Raw genomic sequence first — 19,064 nt, forward strand, 5'->3', positions numbered from 1 at the left:
GCATGGAACCGGCGTTTGAACACGCGAAGTATTCGTCGATCGTCTTCATCGACAGCATGGTTGCCCTTGAAGGCAAGCCACTAGAAACGTTGCCGTGGCACGAGCTTGATCCGACCGGCCCCATTCTGATTTTGGTCGTTCCGCAGGTAAATTCTGAGATCGACAAGCGGAAGCGCGATGGGCGACTAGGCAAACGCGCCAGAGCATTTAATCGACTAATTGCACCTGCCGCCGAGACTGCGGCGCCGCACCAGATCGCCGGCGGTCCTCCTGCTATTGAGATCGCAATAGCCCGACCCGCTCGCATTAATTGGGATCAGTATGATGATCTTGATCCGGGCGAGGGCGACGATCGTGTCATCGCCCAAATTCTCCATGCAACGGATGTACCCGCTGAACATAGGCGGCTGCTGACGCATGATACAAATCCAATCGCAATCGGATCACGTCACGGGCTGAAGTCCTGGCGAATGCCTGATCATTGGTTGTTAGAGCCAGAGCTGAGCCCGAAAGATAAGGAGATCGCAAAGCTGACAGCGCGTGTCCGCGAGTTGGAGGAAGCGCAGCCGTCGATTGAGGTTTCCCTCCAATTTGGCCCGGACCAGCCTCAAACGGTCTTTCGTGTCGAGCCGGTGCCCAGTGATGCTAGGAGAGCGATCACCACACAGGTGATCCGGCGGAACCCCAGTCAGGATGACGATTCGCCATACAGTCTTCGCCGTGACTACAGTTATGGGGATCGCTACCGCGACTATCGGATAAAGGTCGTTCCTAGATACACTGCCTCAGTCCATCGGTTTCTTGAGGTCCTCTACGCGCAAATTCCCTTCACGTTCAGCCTGAAGAACGTCGGGAGTTTGCAGGCTGAAAGCCTGGTCCTCAGACTGAAAACCAAAGGCGGCTGCCTGCACAATCGCTTCACCTATCATCCGATCTTTGGCCCGGCTGCCCCTAAGCCGAGATCAAGCCTCTATCCCATTCGGTTTGCCGAAAATGCCCGTAGTCCGCCAGTGATTGGCAAGCATGAGATGCAATTTGCTGTCGGCCCGAACCGATCTCCCGTCATTGAGATCCATTGTGCTGATTTCCGACATGGTCGCACTTGGGAGTTCGAGGGGATTGCGACGATTGATCCCCACCACGAAGGACCGTTCGTGATCGAAGTTGAGGTCACAGCGTCGAATATGCGCGGAATTCGGACCGAGGCGTTCGAATTTGCCATTGCAGTTGAGAATACCAGGATCGGTGATCTCGTTGACCTTTTGGGAACAAGCTACAAAATTGCCTTCCCCATGATGGAACGCTTCAAGGCCGAGGTCCGGGCCAAAAATTGGAGTTGGATCGAAGCCGTCGACGTTGATGGCCAAGAGGCTGAACCCGACGAAGACGACGATGAAGAAGATACGGATTACGAAGATGCCGATGAACGTTGAGGGTCCTGCGCCGGCTAATGCACCCGTCCTTTTTGGATCGGCAGCACCCTAAAATCGTCACCAACCAAAAGCTCTGAATTGTTGTGCCCTATGAATTTCGCCATGTACGAAGTTGCACGACCCTCACCCGTCGAATTTCGATGGTCATGATCCAGAGCCTGGATATCCATCTCCCTGATCGAGAACCGTTCCTTGAAGGTTGAAAACCGTTCTCTGTCAGCGATTAGTTTTTGAAAGCCATCTCGAACCTGATCGGTGAAAATCCAGATCGAATGGATATGAGGGTTTTCCAGCTCTCCCATCGATTTCCAGTATCTCGATCCATTCATATCCAGGCAACCGATCGCTAATGGCTTGAGACGATCGAATGACGGTCGATGGTAGTTCCGTCCAATCAGTTGTCGGCAGATGTGGTTGTAAATGTCGGTGAACGTATCCAGCACCGATTTCGCCTTCGGACTGTCGATTGAGGCGGAACCTTCAGGCCGCTGATTGCGACGGCTTTGATCGAATGAGATCGTGATGAAGTACCCGTTCCGTTTCTTGAATGTTGGGACGGAATCGAACCTGCCTTTGTGCTCGTCGATGAACTGATCGATCCTGTCGTCCAACCAGGATGCGTACTGCGATGTGATGGAAGTTGGAGAGGGATTTGAGAGGGTCTGGAGCATGTGGGTGGCTTTTTTCAAGGGGATATAGACCCACCGGAAATCCGGTGGGGCAGCAAATCGAGAGGCGATGAACTATGCGAGGATGACCGTCAGCAGGGCTCTGTCGCCAGGATGTGGTTCTGGAATTGGGAAAAGTGGAAACGGTTCTGATAGGTACAATTGCCGAGAGTCGGCTAGCTATTTAGCCGGCTGCAACCAAGGGTGCGGTCTAATATCGAGGAAATTTGTACGATATCGCGGTCGCTAGCTGGTGGTAACGGGCGGATAGCCTAGAGGCTTTCCGAGAATGCTCCCGGTGGTCTTGCCGTTGGCTTCGATAACCACCTCAGAAACAAAGTCGGTTGGATCGTCGCCTTTGACCACAACAAGTCGTTGGACCCCGTCTGCCAGCGTGACCGTGAAGGTGCGGCTATACGACTGGGTTACAGCGTTCACGTGGTCAATGTGAGCGAGAAGCTTTTCGCGATACTCCTCGTCGATGCCTTGATCCCCCAGCGCGTCCGCAATCGTTTTTAGACGTGGCCGGCTACCGTTCGCTGCTACCCGAAGCGAAGTCACAATCGATTTCAGCCGGTTTGCGACCGCAGCCCGCCGATCGAAAATGTCCGGTGCGGACATATCCTGCAGAGAGTCGATCTGAGATCGCAACTCGAACGCTGAGATCGACGGCAAAAGCTGAGTATCCGCGAGCTGGTTCTTCAACTTCACAAGCTGCTGTTCGATGCCGACGATCTCATCAGCAATCTGATCGAGCTTGGTCTTTAGGAAGGCCGCCGACGGTCCTGGCGAGGACACTAGTTCGAACGTCGCTTCCTGCTTGTCTCGCAGCTGGTGAAGCTTCTCTTCGTTGGCCGCGATCTTCTGCTCGATCGTCTGGCGCTCCGAGTTGTCTGTGGCTGCGCGGAGCGTCGCGGTCAGGTCGATTTCCTTGACGAAAAATAGGAACGAAGTCTCGAAATCCGAGTACCTCCAGCTGGTGCTCTCACAGCCCAAATTCCGAACGGCGTTCGTGCATTTCAGAGCCTGTGAACCCTTCGGTGGCCGCCCTTTGTGGACGAACCTCATCGGCTCTCCGCAATAGTGGCACTTCGCAATTTTGGTAAAGAGGTTTCGGTATTCCGGGCCTTTTCGACCTGCACCCTCCACCAACCGCCGGCGCCGCGACGCTTGAATTCGGAGGAATTGATCTTCATCAACGAGTCCAGGGAAATAGTCCGCGACAGGATCGCCGGATGGAATACGCTTTCCCTTGTCGTCGTATCGGTGCGGTTGGAACTCTCCTAGGGCAGCTCGGCTGCGGAGGATTTTTGTCACATACGATTCGTGCCATCCGTTCGATTTCGTGAATGTCGGCACTCCTGTCTGATTGAGACGACGTGCGATCGCAAAAGATCCATGGCCTGCGTCCGCCATCTGGAAAATCTGCCGGACGATCTCGGCCTTTTCCGGGATCAAATCGAAGGTCGATCGATCTTCTCGCAGTTGAACCCACGCTGGAGCCATTTTTGTCAGCTTTTTGTGGCTGGCGTTATCCCTTTTGTTCCTCCAAGCCTCGCCTACGCGCAGGCTCTTTGTGGCGGACTCTTCGTATGCCCTGCTCAAAATAATCAGTGAGTACAAGATGTCGGTTATCTCGGCCTCACCAGCTCGGTAAACGTGGCTATCGGCCAGCGTCACAACGCTGACACCGTTGCGGATGATGTCGAAGAAGACCGTCAAAGAGTCCATTATTTGCTGGCGGCTAATGCGATCCAACGACTCAACCAGCAGGTACGACCCTTTTGGCACCCCGCCGCTTTTGATCAACGTGAGGAATTTACCTAGCGCGCCGGAGACTACGTTCGCACCTTTGAATGCCGAAACGCCGATATCCTCCAGCTTGAAGTCCTCGACCAGCTGCAGATCATTCTGTTCGGCGTAGAGCTTGGATGCCTGTTCCTGGCGTCGAAGGCTGTCACCCTTCAATTGGATGTCAGTCGACATCCGCACGTACGAATAAGCCGATGGTTTGGAAGCGTTGGAATCCATACGCCCGATGTAAGCGGGATTGATTCTTATCTCAACTCACTCGAATCGTGAGGAAATTAATCCGCCTTACCATCTGCATGCCGACCTTGCCCGGCGCGATCATCACCTGGACATCGACCGGCACGGCCTCGATGCCCTGGAAAGCGACCGTGCGAACCCGCGCCACCATCTTGCTCTGCCCCCGGATACCTGTCCGCCCGCCGGTCCTGCGATCAGGCGGCGAGCGGGGTCAGCCAAGACAACCACAGATTTTCGGATTGATCAAGAACATTACAAGAACAAATGTCGACCCCGACCGAGCAACGGGATCCCGCTCGACACACATAATTAACCACATTGGAAAAAGGCGGGACGCGGCCGGGTTTGTCACCGATCCGACGCGCGTACGATGCTATCGTTGGGATCGGGGGGGCATCCACAGCACGTCCAGGCGCGAAGGCGAGGAAGACAGGATGCTGACCTTAAGCAATGGCAGCGAGCTCACCGTATGGGAAGAAACCGACAATCCCAATCCGAGCCCTGACGCGGTCCTTTTCAGCATTACCGAAACCGACGGCGATGTGATCGGGCCAATAGGAGCAAAGCCGGATTTCCCGTTCGGTGGGATCGACCTGGCTTCGGTCGATGTCTTCGACGGCTTCTTCACCATCACCAGCTTCACCAACGAGGGCCGAACCGAGACCTGGACGACGGTGGAGACGCAGGTCTTCGACAATGAAGGCAATCTTATCCGCACCTTGTCCGACCAGGCCGCTTTCCTGTCTGCCCAGATTGTCTCGGTCAACGCCGACAGCCCCGACACCATCACGGTGACATGGATCGGCGCGAACGAATATTTCGGCGGCGAAAACACCCAGTATGGGCAGCATCAGATCATCCTGGAAGGCGGCGCGCTGCAGCCCGACAGCTTCGTCAATCATGCGCCCACCGCCGCCGATCTGAACGTGTCGGTTTCACAGGGGCAGTTTCTCGACGACATCAAATTCAGCGCCGCGGACGCCGACTACGATCTCTTGAGCTTTGTCGTCGTGGACGGGCCGGACCACGGCACCCTCGAGCAGAGCACGAGTTTCGACGGCAACTACTACCCGTTTCACCAGGGGCACTACGGCTCGAGCCTGCACTATCATGCCGACTTTCTGAGCGGCAATCTGTTTGACTACACGCCCGAGGCCGGCTTCGTCGGCACCGACAGCTTCACGGTTTACGCTACCGACGGCCAGGGCAACAGCAATGTGGCGACGATTACGATCGCGGTGACGCCGCCGGCCGAATCCATCGCGTTGAGCGACGTCACGAATGTCGTGAGCTATGGAGGCTACGATCATGCCGTGCTCGTCGCCGCGCTGGGCGGTGGCGACCGCATCAGCGGCACCCCGTTCAACGATACGCTAGACGGCGGCGCCGGCCACGACCAGCTGTTCGGCGGCGCCGGCGCCGACACGATCATCGGCGGCGCAGGCACGGATTGGCTGAAGGGCGACGCCGGCAGCGACGCGATAAGCGGCGGTGCAGGCACCGACGGCATCCGCGGCGATACGGGCGACGACGTTCTCGACGGCGGCGCCGGCTCAGACGAACTGCGCGGCGGCGCTGGCGACGACATCCTCAATGGCGGCGCCGGGCGCGACTGGCTAGCCGGCGACGCGGGCCGGGATGTCTTCGTGTTCGACGCACTCGGACCAGCGAACTACGACCGTATCGTCGACTTCAACGCGCTTGACGATGTGTTCCGGCTGGACAGCTCCGCATTCGTCGGGCTGTCGGCCGGCCCGCTTTTTGCTGCCGTCTTCACGGTCGGCAGCGAGGCCATCGATGACAGCGACCACATTATCTATGACGATGCGACCGGCGCTCTGCTGTTCGACCAGGACGGGGCGGGTGGGGCGGCGGGCGTCCGGTTCGCCACCGTGGACCCGGGCACCTGGCTCACTGCGGACGACTTCTTCGTGGTCTAGCCGCGGGATCGCCTTTTGTCCTCGACGCAGTCCCAGAACAGGCTGGCGATGTCGGCGCCGCCGAAACGCTGCACCTCGCGCACGCCGGTCGGCGAGGTCACGTTGATCTCGGTCATGTAGTCGCCGATGACGTCGATGCCGACTAGGATGAAGCCGCGCTCCTTCAGTGACGGACCGATGCGGGCGCAGATCTCGCGCTCGCGCTCCGTCAGCTCGGTCTTCTCGGCGCGGCCGCCGACATGCATGTTGGAGCGGGAATCGTGCTCTGCCGGCACGCGGTTGATGGCGCCGACCGGCTCGCCGTCGATGAGGATGATGCGCTTGTCGCCCTTGCGCACGTCCTTCAGGTAGCGCTGCACGATATAGGGCTCGCGGAACATCTGGCCGAACATTTCGAGCAGCGAGGCAAGGTTGCGGTCGGCCTCGTGCAGATGGAAGATGCCGGCGCCGCCATTGCCGTAGAGCGGCTTGACGATGATGTCGCCGAACTCCTTGCGGAAGGCCGCGACCTCCTGCGGATCCTTGGTGATCAGCGTCTCAGGCATCAGGTCGGGAAATTCGGTGACGAAGATCTTTTCCGGGCTGTTGCGCACCCAGGCCGGGTCGTTGACCACCAACGTCCCAGGGTGGATGCGCTCGAGGATGTGCGTGGTGGTGATGTAGTTCATGTCGAAAGGCGGGTCCTGCCGCAAAAGCACGACGTCCATCTCCGACAGGTCGGTGCGCACCTTCTCGCCGAGCGAGTAGTGACTGCCCTTCTCGTCGCGCACCTGCATCTCCTCGATGCGCGCGAACACCTTGCCATCGCGCATCGACAGCCGGTCGGGCGTGTAGTGGAAAAGCTTGTGGCCGCGCCGCTGAGCCTCCAGCGACAGCGCGAACGAGGTGTCGCCGGCGATCGACACGGTGGAGACATGGTCCATCTGGACGGCGATGTTCAGCGGCATAGGGGTCTCCGGCACATTGGAGCGACGTGTGTCCGTTTGGACGGGCAAAGTGCGCTCCAGCACTTTGAAACTATGTCGCCGATATAAGGAAATCGGCGGGCTCTGCCAATCGCGACATTTTGAAGATCGCATCAGCCAGACGCGAACCGGCCGGGCGATTGCAGACAAGGCGAGAACCCGCGTCATCGTTTTCTTAAGCCTTGCCATGCAAGGGTGGTTCGAATGAGCCCGGCCCTGCCGACGCCGGACCGGTCCTTGATGGAACAAGAACCATGAACGCCGTCACAACCATCCGTGCCGCCCAGACCAAGCAGCTCGAGCTGACCATCCTGATGCCGTGCCTCAACGAGGCCGAGACGCTTGCCGTCTGCATCGGCAAGGCAAAGGCCTTCCTCGACAAGGCCGGCATAGCGGGCGAGGTGCTGATTGCCGACAACGGCAGCACCGACGGCTCCCAGGAGATCGCGACGGCGATCGGCGCCCGCGTCGTGCCGGTGCCGCAGAAGGGCTATGGCGCCGCGCTGCTCGGCGGCATCGCCGCCGCCAGGGGCCGCTTCGTCATCATGGGCGATGCCGACGACAGCTATGATTTCAGCGCCCTGGACGCGTTCGTGGCACGCCTGCGCGACGGCGCCGACCTGGTCATGGGCAATCGCTTCCGGGGTGGCATCGAAACCGGCGCCATGCCGCCGCTGCACCGCTATCTCGGCAATCCGGTGCTGAGCTTCATCGGCCGCCTGTTCTTCCGGATCAAGACCGGCGATTTCCACTGCGGCCTGCGCGGCTTCAATGCCGAGAGCATCAGGAAGCTCGATCTGCAGACCACCGGCATGGAATTCGCCAGCGAGATGGTGGTGCGCGGCGCGCTTGCCGGCCTGCGCATCGAGGAGGTGCCGACCACGCTCAAGCCCGACGGCCGCAGCCGGCCGCCGCATCTCAGGACCTGGCGCGACGGCTGGCGGCACCTGAAATTCCTGCTGGTCTACAATCCGCGCTGGATGTTCTTCATTCCGGGCATGGTGCTGGGCGGGCTGGGCACGCTGTTCGCTGCCCTTTTGGTGTTCGGGCCGCTCAGGGTGATCAACAATCTGTCGCTCGACCTCAACACCTTCGTCGCCGCCTGCTTCATGATCGTCACCGGCGTGCAGCTCATCACCTTCGGCGTCATCTCGCGCTACTATGCCGAGGTCACCGGTATCCTGCCGCGCAGCCGCAGGTCCGACTGGCTGACCAGGACCATCAGCACCGACCGTCTCGCCGCCAATGCCGGCATTTGCTTTGCCGGCGGTTTCGCGTTTTGCGCCTACGCCGTGCTGCGCTGGGCGCATCTCGGCTTCGGCCCGCTGGACGATTCCGAAATCCCGCGCATCGTCGTCCTCGGCCTCAGCCTGGTCGTCATTTCGTTCCAGGCCTTCTTCTCGGCATTCCTGCTCGGCGTCCTGGAAATTCCGGTCAAGCGGCTGCGAAACGGCCCGTCCAGCGAACTGCCGGCAGGCGAGAACCAATGATCGACGCGCTGCCGGGCTTCGTCCAGTCGCGCCTGTTCCGCTTCCTGGTGGTCGGCGTCGGCGCGGCCCTGCTGCTGTTCGTGCTGTCGTGGCTGCTGGTTTCGCTCGGGCTTTCGCCGTTCGTCGGCAGTGCCGCCGCCTACGCGATCGCCTTCGTCGTCGCCTATTCAGCGCAGCGCGGCTGGACCTTCGGCGGCGAGCACGATCACGCCACGGCGTTGCCGCGCTATCTCGCGCTGCAGCTGGGATGCGCCGTCTTTTCGGGCCTTGTCTCGCATGTGGCGGTTGCGCGCTTCGGCCTGTCGCCGCTTGCCATGTCGGCGCTGACCACGGTCGCGACAAGCGCGCTGAGCTATGTCGCGTCGTCGCTCTGGGTGTTTCCGGCACGCGGCTAGAGCATGATGCCGAAAAGTGTGAAGCGGTTTTCGGGCGACATCATGCTCTATCTCTTTGATTTAGAGTCGGATTCAGATTTCAGGACGACGACCTGAAATCATCCGGCTCTAGCGCATTTGCGCGCGGGCTTTACGCTTTGTGAAGCGTGCGGCGCTAGCCTGCGGCGCGCCGACCACTCGCCCGAAAGTCGATCCATGCCCGCTGCCCATGCCGCGATTCCTGCCGGGGAAACCGCCCGTTCCTGGCGCATGGATCTTGTGGCGGCGTTGCTCGCCACGCTGGTGGTGCTTTTGGTCAACGCCCATGCTGGTTTCCCGGAATTGGCCAACGCCGGCGGCGACAATGACAGCCTGCTGCAGCTGGTCCAGGTCCGCGACCTGCTGGGTGGCCAGGGCTGGTTCGACATGCACCAGTACAGGATGGGGCCGGAAGGCGGTTTCGTCATGCACTGGTCGCGGCTGCTCGACGCGCCGCTGGCCCTCGGCATCCTTGTCATGTCGGCCCTGACCGGCAGCAGGCCGCTTGCCGAGCAGGTCGTGCAGGTGGCTTGGCCGGCCCTGCTCTTCTGGCTGACGCTGTTCTTCACGGTGCGCGCCGCACGCAGTGTCGGAGGCGCCAGCGCGGTGCTCCCGGCCGTGGTTGTCGGCGCCGCCGCCTACCACTTCATCGGCATCTATTCGCCGGGTTCGCTCGATCATCACAATGTCCAGGTGATGCTGACCATGGCAAGCCTCAGCCTGCTGCTCGATGCGCCCGCGCGCAACTGGATGGCCTTGCCTGCCGGCGTCTGCGCGGCGCTGACGCTGGCCATCGGCATGGAAAGCGCGCCCTATGCCGGCACCATCGGCGCCCTGGTCGCTGTCCTGTTTCTGGTCGACGGCGTGCGGGAAAGGCAGATCGCCAGGAATTTCGGTTTCGGCTTCGCCGGAGTGTCGGCGTTGGTCTTCGTGACGACCGTCCCGATGTCCGCCTGGGGTCAGGCCCAATGCGACGCCTTTTCGATCGCGCAATTCGTTGTCGCCGCCATTGCAGGCATCGGTCTGGCGGCATCCGCCTCGATCGATGCCGTCGCCAGTCGCTGGCACCGCCGGCTGCTGGCGATCGGCCTGCTCACCGCAACACTTGCCGCGGTCGTCGTGGTGGCCTTCCCGCAATGTCTCGCCGAACCCTATGCCGGCCTCGATCCACGCCTCAAGGAACTGTGGCTCGATCACATCGACGAAGCCCAGTCGCTGTTCACGCTGCTCGTTCACAAGCCGGCCAGCGTGGCTGCCCGCTATGCCACGCCGTTGCTGGCCATCGTGGTGATGGCGTTGCGCCTCGCGCATGGCGGCCGGCGCCGGCAGGACAGCCTCGTCGGCGCCCTGCTCATCGTCGCCTTCCTGGTCAGCGCGTGGGAGATACGCGGCTCGACCTTCTCGATCGGCTTTGCCGTGATCCCGCTCTCGGCATGGATCGCCAGATGGCGTCGGCGGGTCGAGGTCAGCCCTTCGCGAAGCGTCTCGCTGCGCATGGTCGCGGCCTGGCTGCTGTCGGTGAACGCGCTCTGGGCCGGCACCGCCACCGCCATGTCGTCGGCCTTCGAGCCGGTCAAGGCCGATGACGCCGGCGTCGACAGGAACTGCGAGAGCAAGGCTTCCTTCGCGCCCCTCGCCGGGCAGTCCGGCACCACGGTGCTGGCGATCTCCAATCTCGGCTCGCCGATCCTGGCCTATACCGGACATCGCGTGTTTTCCGGACCCTACCATCGCAACATCGCCGGAAACCTTCTGGCGCTCGATGCTTTCCTGGGGTCGGACGCCGATGCGCGGGCGATCGTCGAAAGCCATCATGTCGGCCTGGTCGCTGTCTGCCGCGGCAGCGTCGAAAGCCAGCTTCTCGCCGAAAAGGCGCCGAAGGGCTTTCTGGCCGGTCTGATCGAAGGCCAGGTGCCGGAATGGCTGGAGCCGGTGGCCGAAAGCCGGGGCGCTCCGATCGAGCTCTACCGCGTGCGCGAAGGCGGTTGAACCGCCGTTTCGGCGCATGAGAAAATCGATTTCTCGATACGTTTCCTAAAGGGTTTCCTGCCAGTCTCACCGCAAATTCCGACGTGCAACAGGAACACCGATGCAAACGACGTTTGCCACCGGGCAGGCAGGCAGGGAAAACACGGATCTGGCCTTCACAGATCCGCTGACCGGGCTTGGCAATCATCGCCGCTTCTTCGACAAGGTCGACCGCCTTATCAGCGACCGTTCCGAGGACCCGGCGCCCTTCACCGTCGGCATCCTCGACCTCGACGGCTTCAAGCCGATCAACGACCTGTTCGGCCACAAGGCCGGCGACGATATCCTGATCCAGGTGGCGATGCGGCTGCGCGCCTCGATGGACAGCTATTCCACCGTCTGCCGCATCGGCGCCGACGAGTTCGCCTTCCTCTATCCGATGGTGTTCTCAGAGGAGGCGGCGGCCGAAAAGGCGCGCATGCTGATCGAGATCCTGTCGGCGCCCTATGACGTCGGCGAGCGCACCGCCAGGCTTTCGGCCTCGGTCGGCTGCTCGCTGTTCTATTCCGGCGACGAGACCACCGACATCCTGCTCAACAAGGCCGAAACCGCGCTCTACCATGCCAAACGTTCCGGCCGCGGCCGCGTCGTCGTCTACACCCGCGAGATGGAGGAGGCGGCCAAGCGCGTCACCCGCATCGAGCAGGCGCTGCGCCGCGCCGTCTCGGCCGGCGAGGTCGAGCCGCATTTCCAGCCCATCGTCGACCTGAACACCCGCCGCACCATCGGCTTCGAGACGCTGGCGCGCTGGACCGACCGCGACCTCGGCACCGTGCCGCCGACCGTGTTCATCCCGATCGCCGAGGAGCGCGGCATCATCGGTCCGCTGTCGCAGCTGGTGCTGCGCAAGGCCACCGAGGCCGCCCGCAGCTGGCCGAAGGACCTGTTCCTGTCCTTCAACCTGTCGCCGTCGCAGCTCGTCGACCAGAACACCGGCCTGCACATACTGGCGATCCTCGACCGCACCGGCTTCGATCCGCGCCGGCTGGAGATCGAAATCACCGAGACCGGCCTGATGAACGATCCGGCCTCGGCCGAGAAGATCGTCGAGGATCTGCGCCGCGTCGGCATCCGCGTCTCGCTCGACGATTTCGGCACCGGCCAGTCCTCGCTCGGGCGCCTGCGCGAATTCCATTTCGACAAGCTCAAGATCGACCGTGCCTTCGTCTCCTCGATCCTCGACGACCGCCCGTCCGAGCACATCATCCGCGCCATCCTCGCCATGTGCGAGGGGCTCGGCATGGATGTCGTGGCCGAGGGCATCGAGGAGGAGGCGCAGGCCGACCGCCTGGTCCAGTTCGGCTGCGCCGGCGGCCAGGGCTACCTGTTCGGCAAGCCGGTCGATGCCGACGCCACGCTCGGCTATCTGCGCGATTCCTATCGCGGCGCCTTGCACGCCAAGGCGATCTGAACGCCGTTCCGCACGGATTCAGCCCGCCCCATCCTCCGGTGCGGGCGTGATTTGCCTTTTTGTCAGACATAAGCTCGAAAATCTGACGTTTATCCCTTGCCCGCGCGCCTTGTCTGGATAGGATGCGCGCCGACTTGGCCAGGGAGAAAAAACATGATGCCATCGGCGCGTTTTGCCGATCTCGAAGGCGCTTCGGTGCTGATCACCGGCGGCGGTTCCGGCATTGGCGCGGCGCTGACCGAGGGCTTTGTCCGGCAAGGCGCGAAGGTCGCCTTCATCGACATCGCCGACGGTCCGAGCATCGCGCTTGCCGACCGCGTCGAGAAGGAGCAAGGCTGGCGGCCGCTCTACCTCAAGACCGATCTGCGCGACATCGAGGCGCTGCGCGCCTCGGCTGCCAGGGCGGCTGAAGCGCATGGCGACGTCACCGTTCTGGTCAACAACGCCGCGCTTGACGACCGCCACGCGGTCGAGGACGTCACCGTCGAGTTCTGGGACAACAACCTCGCCGTCAACCTGCGCCCGCATTTCTTCACCGCGCAGGCGGTGGCGCCGGGCATGAAGCGGGCCGGCGGCGGCTCGATCATCAATTTCACCTCGACCTCCTATCTGATCAACCATCCGGATATGCCGGCCTACACCGCCGCCAAGGCCGGCATACTCGGCCTCACCAAGGGCCTGGCCGGCAAGCTCGGCGCCGACCGCATCCGGGTCAACGCGATCGCGCCGGGCTGGGTGATCACCGAACGGCAGAAGGAGCTCTGGGTCACCGAAGGGTCGCTTGCCGCCCATGTCGCCAAACAGTGCATCAAGGACGTCATGCTGCCCGATGACATCGTCGGCACGGTGCTCTTCCTCGCCTCGGATGCCTCGCGCATGCTGACCGCGCAGATGCTGATCGTCGATGGAGGCTTCCTGTGAGCGCGGCGCCCGCGGTCGCGGCGCTCGACTGGGGCACGACCAGGCTCAGGGCCTGGCTGCTCGACGACGCCGGCAAGGTGCTTGCCGAGCGTCGCGGCGACGACGGGCTGATCACCGCGCGCGAGAAAGGGTTTTCGACGGTTCTCGAGGGCCACCTGGCCGCCATGGGCGCGCCGGAAACGCTGCCGGTCATCATCTGCGGCATGGCCGGATCCCGCCAGGGCTGGCTGGAAGCGCCCTATGTCACCGTGCCGGCGCCGATCGGCGCCATCCTGGCCGGCGCTATCAGGGTTCCCGGCCAGGGCCGCGACATCCGCATCGTGCCGGGCCTTGCCCAGCGGCTGGCCGATGCGCCCGACGTGATGCGCGGCGAGGAAACCCAGCTTGCCGGCGCCGGTTTGCCGGCAAAGGGTCGCCATCTCGTCTGCATGCCCGGCACGCATTCGAAATGGGTGGCGGTCGAGGACGGCGCCGTCGCCGGCTTCGGCACCTGGCCGACGGGCGAGCTGTTCTCGGTTCTGGCCGCGCATTCGATCCTGCGCCATTCGCTGGGCGAGCATCCGGCAGCGGTGGCGGCTGACAATCCCTTCTTCCGTCAATGGTGCGAACGAGCACTCGGCGAGGGCGGCGACGTCACCTCGAAGCTGTTTGCCATCCGCGCTGCCGGCCTGCTGCACGACCTGCAGTCCGACGATGCGGCGGCGTGCCTGTCGGGGTTGCTGCTCGGCGGCGAGATCGCTTCGGCAAAACGCCGCTATGGCGCCGGCGATGAGCCGGTCGTGCTGGTCGCCTCCGGCGCCCTGGCTGTGCTCTATGGCGCCGCGCTGGGCGTCGCGGGCCTTGCCTTCAGAACCGTTGACGCCGATGAAGCAGTGCGTGCCGGCCTCGTCGAGGCGGCGCGCGAGAACGGCATGATTGGAGCCGCCGCGTGACCCAGACCGCACCGTTTCCGAACCTCAAGCGTGGCCTCGTCGCCATCCTGCGCGGGCTGAAACCCGGCGAAGCGGTGGCGATCGGCCAGGCCATCTTCGATGCCGGCATCGAGGCGATCGAGGTGCCGCTCAATTCGCCGGAACCCTTCGTCTCGATCGCCAGCCTTGTGCAGGCTTTGCCGAAGACGGCGCTGGTCGGCGCCGGCACCGTGCTGACGATGGCCGATGTCGACGCCCTGCACAAGGCCGGCGGGCGCCTGCTGGTCAGCCCCAACATCGATGCCGAGGTGATGGGCCGCGCCAAGACCTACAACATGGTGACGATGCCCGGCGTGTTCACGCCGACTGAGGCCTTCCTGGCGATAAGGCTCGGCGCCTCGGCGCTGAAGTTCTTCCCGGCAAGCGTGCTTGGCGCCGGCGGCATTTCGGCCATGCGCGCGGTGCTGCCGGCCGAAATTGTGGTCGGCGCCGTCGGTGGCGTGTCGGAAAAGGATTTCGCCGGCTATAAATCGGCCGGCGTCAGCGCCTTCGGCCTCGGCTCCAGCCTGTTCAAGCCTGGCATGAGCGTCGAGGAGGTGGCGGCCCGCGCCCGCGCCGCCGTAACCGCCTGGGACGCGGCATTCGGGGGAGAGGCATGATGGACAACGGCGTTTCGGTTTTCTCGGACCATATCTGCCAGCTTGGCGAGGGGCCGAGCTACGACCCCGGCAGCGATGCGCTGTTCTGGTTCGACATCGTCAACGGCCGGCTGCTGGAAAAGGGCGTTGGCTCCGGCGCGCTGAAGGTGCATGAACTCGGCCTGATGGCCAGCGCGCTCGCCATCATCGACGACGCCCGCCAGCTGATCGCCACCGAGACCGGCCTGCATGTCCGCGATGTCGCGACCGGCAGGCTGACGCTGCACACCGCGATCGAGGCCGACAATCCGCTGACCCGCTCCAACGATTCGCGCGTCCATCCTTGCGGCGCCTTCTGGGTCGGCACCATGGGCAAGGACGAGGGCAAGGGCGCCGGCGCGATCTACTGGTTCTTCAAGGGCGAGTTGCGCCGGCTGTTTTCCGACATCACCGTGTCGAACTCGATCTGCTTCTCCGAGGACGGAAAGATCGCCTACTACACCGACACCTCGACCGGCCTGTTGATGCGCGTCGCCTGCGATGCGTCAACCGGCCTGCCCATAGGTGAACCAAAAGTGTTCGTCGACCATCGCAAATCGATGGGCTATGTCGACGGCTCCGTCGTCGACCGCGACGGCGTGCTTTGGAACGCCGTCTGGGGCGGCAAGGTGGTCAAGGCCTATGCGCCCGACGGCGCGTTGCTGCGCGAAATCCCGATGCCGGTGACGCAGCCTTCCTGCCCGGCCTTTGTCGGCGCCAAGGCCGACAGGCTGGCGGTGACCTCGGCGTGGAAGGGCAAGGACGACAAGCAGCGCAAGCTGGATCCCCAAGCTGGCATGACCTTCCTGCTGGATATCCCGGTCAGGGGCCGCTTCGAGCCGCGCGTGCTCATCGCCTGATGCGGACCACCGGCCCGCTTTGTGGACTGGGACCTGGTTCTGTCACGCAACCGCCCGCCCCGGTCGGTTTCGCGAAAGCCGATCGCAGCAGTCGTGCGATGGTAGCGGCATGACCGCCGGGAGCCTTGCCATTCGATGCCGCGCAACCAGCCGAGACTGATCCTCGTCCACGAGCCGGAAAAAGCCTGTTTCGAACGGCTTGCCGCTGACGGCCATGCGCCGGAGCGTGCCGCCGAAATCTCGTCCTATCTGGCGCAGTCGACCGATCTTGCGACGGAGTTCGACGCGCTGGCCGCGGCTTGCGACAAACGCGGCCTCGCCTTCGCGCCGGTCGAGTTGGATGAAGCCGCCGGCGTGCTCGCCGGCGCTGATCGGGAGGCCACCCTGGTCTGGACGTTGACCGACGGCGTCGCCTATTTCCGTGGCGGCGCCGCGCCCGCGCTGGCCAGGTTGAACGGGCTGCGGACGATTGGCGCCGATGATTCCGTGTTCGCGCTCTGCCAGGACAAGTTCCGCTCGGGCGCCGTGCTCGACGCGCTCGGCCTGCCGGTGCCGCGGGCCGGCCTGGCGCGGGACGGCAACTGGCTGGTCGCGCCCCCGGCCTCGCAAGCCGGCTGGTTCGTCAAGCCGAACCGGCTCGGTGCCAAGATCGGAATCTGGCCGGATTCGCGCGTCGATGATCTTGGCCATGCGCTGGAGCTTAGCCGGCGTGTCTTTGCCCACTATCGCGACGATGTCGTCGTCCAGCCCTATGTCCCCGGCCGCAACGTGCGCGCCAGCTTCCTCGGCCTGCAGCCGGACACCGGCGTCGAGGCGCTCGGCATCGCCTTTGTCGAGTCCGGTGGCGATTTCCAGACCATGGCCGACAGCCTGGCGCTCTATGGCGACACCGGCGTGGCCGCGAAGGCGGCCGGGACCTATGCCGAGCCTGAGCTCCAGCCCGTCGCCGCCAGCCAGCCGGCGGCCGATCGGGCGATCCGCGCCATGGCGCAAAAGCTGATTGGCGGGCTTGGCCTGAAGGACGTCTTCTCGATCGATCTCAGGCTCAAGGCCGACGACACCGTCCATCTCATCGAGTTCGAGGTCTGCCCCGGCCTGCCCTGCTTCGATTTTCGCGCCTATTGCGCCTCGCAATGGGGGCTGGGCCTCGCCGATGCGATGGCTGAAACCGCGAGGACCCGGCTAGGCTAGACGCCCTCGACCAGAACGATCTCGCCATCGGCCACTTTCTGGCGGATGGCGACGGCGCGCTGGTATTCTGGCGAGTGGTAGCAATCATGCGCGGCGGCGAGCGACGGAAACTCGATGATGACGTTGCGCGCGCGGCCCGCCCCCTCGGCCTTCTCATGCTCGCCGCCGCGCGCCAGGAACTGCGCGCCGAACCGCTCGAACGCCGGCTTCGCGGCGGCGACATAGTCCTTGTAGCCCTCGGCGTCGCGCACATCGACGCGGGCGACCCAGTATCCCTTTGGCATGCTTCTTCTCCCGGTTGCGGCGTTACGCCGAGCGCATCTCGTCAAGTATCGCTGCGGCCGCCGCGCGCCTGTCGTCGGCGGCGACGATCGGCCGGCCGACCACGAGATGGCTGGAGCCGTTGCGGATCGCCTGGGCCGGCGTCACCACCCGTTTCTGGTCGCCGTGGTCGCTGCCCTTGGGCCGTATTCCCGGCGTGACCACGGCGATGTTCGGCCCGACGATCCGGCGCACGGCTTCCGCTTCCTCCGCGGAACAGACGACGCCGCCCATGCCGGCATGCAGCGCCTGTTCGGCGCGCCGCAGCACCAGCGTGTGCGGATCGTATTCGTAGCCGGCGTCGATCATGTCCTGCTCGTCCATCGAGGTCAGCACGCTGACCGCGAGCAGGCAAAGATCGCTGCCCCTGGCCGCTTCCACCGCTGCCCGCATCGCCTTCGGATAGGAGTGGATGGTCAGCATCGACATGCCCATCCTGACGATGTTCTCGACCCCCTTGGCCACCGTGTTGTCGATGTCGAGCAGCTTCATGTCGAGGAAGATCTTGGTGCCGCCGCTGGCAAGCTCGCGGGCGAAGTCGAGCCCGCCGGCGAAGGCGAGCTGATAGCCGATCTTGTAGAAGGACACAGTGCCGTCAAGCTCGCGCACCGCCTTCTCGGCCTCTTTCAGCGTCGGCACGTCGAGGCCGACGATCAGCCTGTCGCGCATGGTGTCGGCATGTTCGGGAATCATGCCTCGATCCGGCTGGACAGCATGCGCGAGGTTTCGATCAGTGTGCGGCATAGGCGCTCCATCGATTGGCGTAGTCTGTCGTCGCGGAAATGTCCATCCTGGTCGAAGGCGTCGCTGGCGCCCGAGACCGAGCATTCCGGCGTGACCACCTCGACCTGGCAGCGCACCAGTACGGCACGCAGATGATTGATGCAGCGTATGCCGGCGAACTTGCCGTCGGAGGAGGAGCAAAGGCCGGCCGGCTTGCCCGCAAACGGCCTGAACGAGCGGCTGCCGTCGCGGCGTATCCGGCTCACCCAGTCGACGCTGTTCTTGAGCAGCGGCGGGATCGAGCCGTTATATTCCGGCGTTGCGATCAACAGCCCGTCATGGCCGGCGATCAGCCGGCCGAGCCGCATGGCATTCTGCGGAATGCCTTCTTCCTTTTCCAGGTCCTCGTCCATGATCGGCAGCGGATAGTCGCCGAGCGAGATGCGCGTCACCTCGGCGCCCTGCATGGCAAGCTCTCGCTGCGCCACGTCGGCGGTCCTGCCGCTGAAGGCGCCCGACCGGACCGATCCGGCGAAGACGAGGATTTTCGGGATTACTGCCATTGGCCACCCTTGTTCTGGGACAGGTACAGCCAAGGTCCGCTCAAATCAACGGCCGGCCCAACAAACGAAATCGATCGACCAGTTGGCCATTCATTTGCCCTTGCGCTTGGGGGTGACTTCCACGGCTCCCTTAAACACCTCCGGAAGAGACCTCGGAGCCGGATACCACACTTCGCCCTCCGGGAAATTACTCGGATCGATGGATCCGTCCGGTTTGGTTAAGCCCGTGTCCGCTGCACCGAGAAAATAATCATACCTGACGAGGTCAACCACAACCTCGGTCAGTTCGCACAAACGTGCGGCACGGGCCTCATCTATCGGGTAGTAACCGCCGCAAAGAGATGGGTCGTCAAGATGCAGAACTGGACGCATATCCTCTTCGCCGAAACCTTCCAGGAAGGTGCGGCCCGCCAGTTTCTCATCTTTCTTGTCAAACCACTCCAGCTCCCACGCCACCGTTACGCCATTCCAGATCACCCACATCTCTGTCTCCCTCAAAT

18 protein-coding genes are annotated in these 19,064 nt (G+C 63.1%); 11 read left to right on the plus strand and 7 right to left on the minus strand.

Annotation, left to right across the window (positions count from 1 at the left end; all coding sequences use genetic code 11):
* Window positions 1–2 precede the first annotated feature (2 nt).
* Window positions 3–1,433, plus strand: a complete 1,431-nt coding sequence (locus EN786_RS25430; RefSeq protein ID WP_127309788.1) for a hypothetical protein — start codon at window positions 3–5, stop codon at window positions 1,431–1,433.
* A 14-nt stretch (window positions 1,434–1,447) separates the two neighbouring features.
* On the opposite strand, the gene EN786_RS25435 is transcribed toward EN786_RS25430, so the two are convergent.
* Both EN786_RS25435 and EN786_RS25440 read right to left on the minus strand, forming a co-directional pair.
* A complete protein-coding gene (locus EN786_RS25435) occupies window positions 1,448–2,104 on the minus strand; it encodes a hypothetical protein (RefSeq protein WP_135908974.1) in 657 nt (218 codons plus the stop codon).
* A 243-nt stretch (window positions 2,105–2,347) separates the two neighbouring features.
* Complete coding sequence (locus EN786_RS25440; RefSeq protein WP_127309790.1) at window positions 2,348–4,132, minus strand: recombinase family protein; 1,785 nt, start codon at window positions 4,130–4,132, stop codon at window positions 2,348–2,350.
* 452 nt (window positions 4,133–4,584) lie between these two features.
* Between EN786_RS25440 and EN786_RS25445 the strand changes: the two genes are divergently transcribed.
* Window positions 4,585–6,090: an Ig-like domain-containing protein gene (locus EN786_RS25445; RefSeq protein WP_135909003.1), complete on the plus strand. Its 1,506-nt coding sequence runs from the start codon at window positions 4,585–4,587 to the stop codon at window positions 6,088–6,090.
* Here the strand turns inward: EN786_RS25445 and gshB are convergent.
* Complete coding sequence (gene gshB, locus EN786_RS25450) at window positions 6,087–7,037, minus strand: glutathione synthase (protein ID WP_127286849.1); 951 nt, start codon at window positions 7,035–7,037, stop codon at window positions 6,087–6,089. The genes EN786_RS25445 and gshB overlap by 4 nt on opposite strands.
* A gap of 272 nt (window positions 7,038–7,309) precedes the next feature.
* Between gshB and EN786_RS25455 the strand changes: the two genes are divergently transcribed.
* The 9 genes from EN786_RS25455 to EN786_RS25495 all read left to right on the plus strand — a co-directional run bounded on the left by EN786_RS25455 (window position 7,310) and on the right by EN786_RS25495 (window position 16,957).
* Entirely contained in the window at window positions 7,310–8,545 is a 1,236-nt protein-coding gene (locus EN786_RS25455) for a glycosyltransferase family 2 protein (RefSeq protein WP_127286850.1), read from the plus strand.
* Window positions 8,542–8,940, plus strand: a complete 399-nt coding sequence (locus EN786_RS25460; protein ID WP_127312145.1) for a GtrA family protein — start codon at window positions 8,542–8,544, stop codon at window positions 8,938–8,940. Before EN786_RS25455 ends, EN786_RS25460 begins: the two co-directional genes overlap by 4 nt.
* A 195-nt stretch (window positions 8,941–9,135) precedes the next feature.
* Window positions 9,136–10,947: a GtrA family protein gene (locus EN786_RS25465; protein ID WP_245494816.1), complete on the plus strand. Its 1,812-nt coding sequence runs from the start codon at window positions 9,136–9,138 to the stop codon at window positions 10,945–10,947.
* Window positions 10,948–11,047: 100 nt separating this feature from the next.
* Window positions 11,048–12,397, plus strand: a complete 1,350-nt coding sequence (locus EN786_RS25470; protein WP_127309285.1) for an EAL domain-containing protein — start codon at window positions 11,048–11,050, stop codon at window positions 12,395–12,397.
* A 153-nt stretch (window positions 12,398–12,550) separates the two neighbouring features.
* The gene (locus EN786_RS25475; RefSeq protein ID WP_127309286.1) at window positions 12,551–13,318 is read left to right on the plus strand and encodes an SDR family oxidoreductase; all 768 of its coding nucleotides are present in this window, start codon (window positions 12,551–12,553) and stop codon (window positions 13,316–13,318) included.
* On the plus strand, window positions 13,315–14,250 hold the full coding sequence (locus tag EN786_RS25480; RefSeq protein ID WP_127309287.1) for a 2-dehydro-3-deoxygalactonokinase: 936 nt from the start codon (window positions 13,315–13,317) through the stop codon (window positions 14,248–14,250). Before EN786_RS25475 ends, EN786_RS25480 begins: the two co-directional genes overlap by 4 nt.
* Window positions 14,247–14,888 (plus strand): 2-dehydro-3-deoxy-6-phosphogalactonate aldolase, encoded by a 642-nt coding sequence (locus EN786_RS25485; protein WP_127309288.1) that lies wholly within the window; start codon window positions 14,247–14,249, stop codon window positions 14,886–14,888. Before EN786_RS25480 ends, EN786_RS25485 begins: the two co-directional genes overlap by 4 nt.
* Window positions 14,885–15,766, plus strand: coding sequence for an SMP-30/gluconolactonase/LRE family protein (locus EN786_RS25490; protein ID WP_127309289.1), 882 nt, complete (start codon window positions 14,885–14,887; stop codon window positions 15,764–15,766). The genes EN786_RS25485 and EN786_RS25490 overlap by 4 nt, the downstream gene beginning before the upstream one ends.
* Before the next feature lie 135 nt (window positions 15,767–15,901).
* Complete coding sequence (locus EN786_RS25495; protein ID WP_127309290.1) at window positions 15,902–16,957, plus strand: D-alanine:D-lactate ligase-like protein; 1,056 nt, start codon at window positions 15,902–15,904, stop codon at window positions 16,955–16,957.
* Here EN786_RS25495 and EN786_RS25500 read toward each other — a convergent pair.
* From EN786_RS25500 to EN786_RS25515, 4 genes are all read right to left on the minus strand, one after another.
* Window positions 16,954–17,241, minus strand: coding sequence for a DUF1330 domain-containing protein (locus EN786_RS25500; RefSeq protein ID WP_127285095.1), 288 nt, complete (start codon window positions 17,239–17,241; stop codon window positions 16,954–16,956). The genes EN786_RS25495 and EN786_RS25500 overlap by 4 nt on opposite strands.
* Before the next feature lie 22 nt (window positions 17,242–17,263).
* Window positions 17,264–17,971 carry an orotidine-5'-phosphate decarboxylase gene (gene pyrF / locus EN786_RS25505; RefSeq protein WP_127309291.1) on the minus strand — a complete coding sequence of 236 codons (708 nt, stop codon included), beginning with the start codon at window positions 17,969–17,971 and terminating at the stop codon, window positions 17,264–17,266.
* Window positions 17,968–18,564 (minus strand): NADPH-dependent FMN reductase, encoded by a 597-nt coding sequence (locus EN786_RS25510; RefSeq protein WP_127309292.1) that lies wholly within the window; start codon window positions 18,562–18,564, stop codon window positions 17,968–17,970. Before EN786_RS25510 ends, pyrF begins: the two co-directional genes overlap by 4 nt.
* A 90-nt stretch (window positions 18,565–18,654) precedes the next feature.
* The gene (locus EN786_RS25515; protein WP_127309293.1) at window positions 18,655–19,047 is read right to left on the minus strand and encodes a hypothetical protein; all 393 of its coding nucleotides are present in this window, start codon (window positions 19,045–19,047) and stop codon (window positions 18,655–18,657) included.
* Between the last annotated feature and the right edge of the window lie 17 nt (window positions 19,048–19,064).

The organism is Mesorhizobium sp. M4B.F.Ca.ET.143.01.1.1 (assembly GCF_004792275.1).
Lineage (GTDB): Bacteria > Pseudomonadota > Alphaproteobacteria > Rhizobiales > Rhizobiaceae > Mesorhizobium > Mesorhizobium abyssinicae.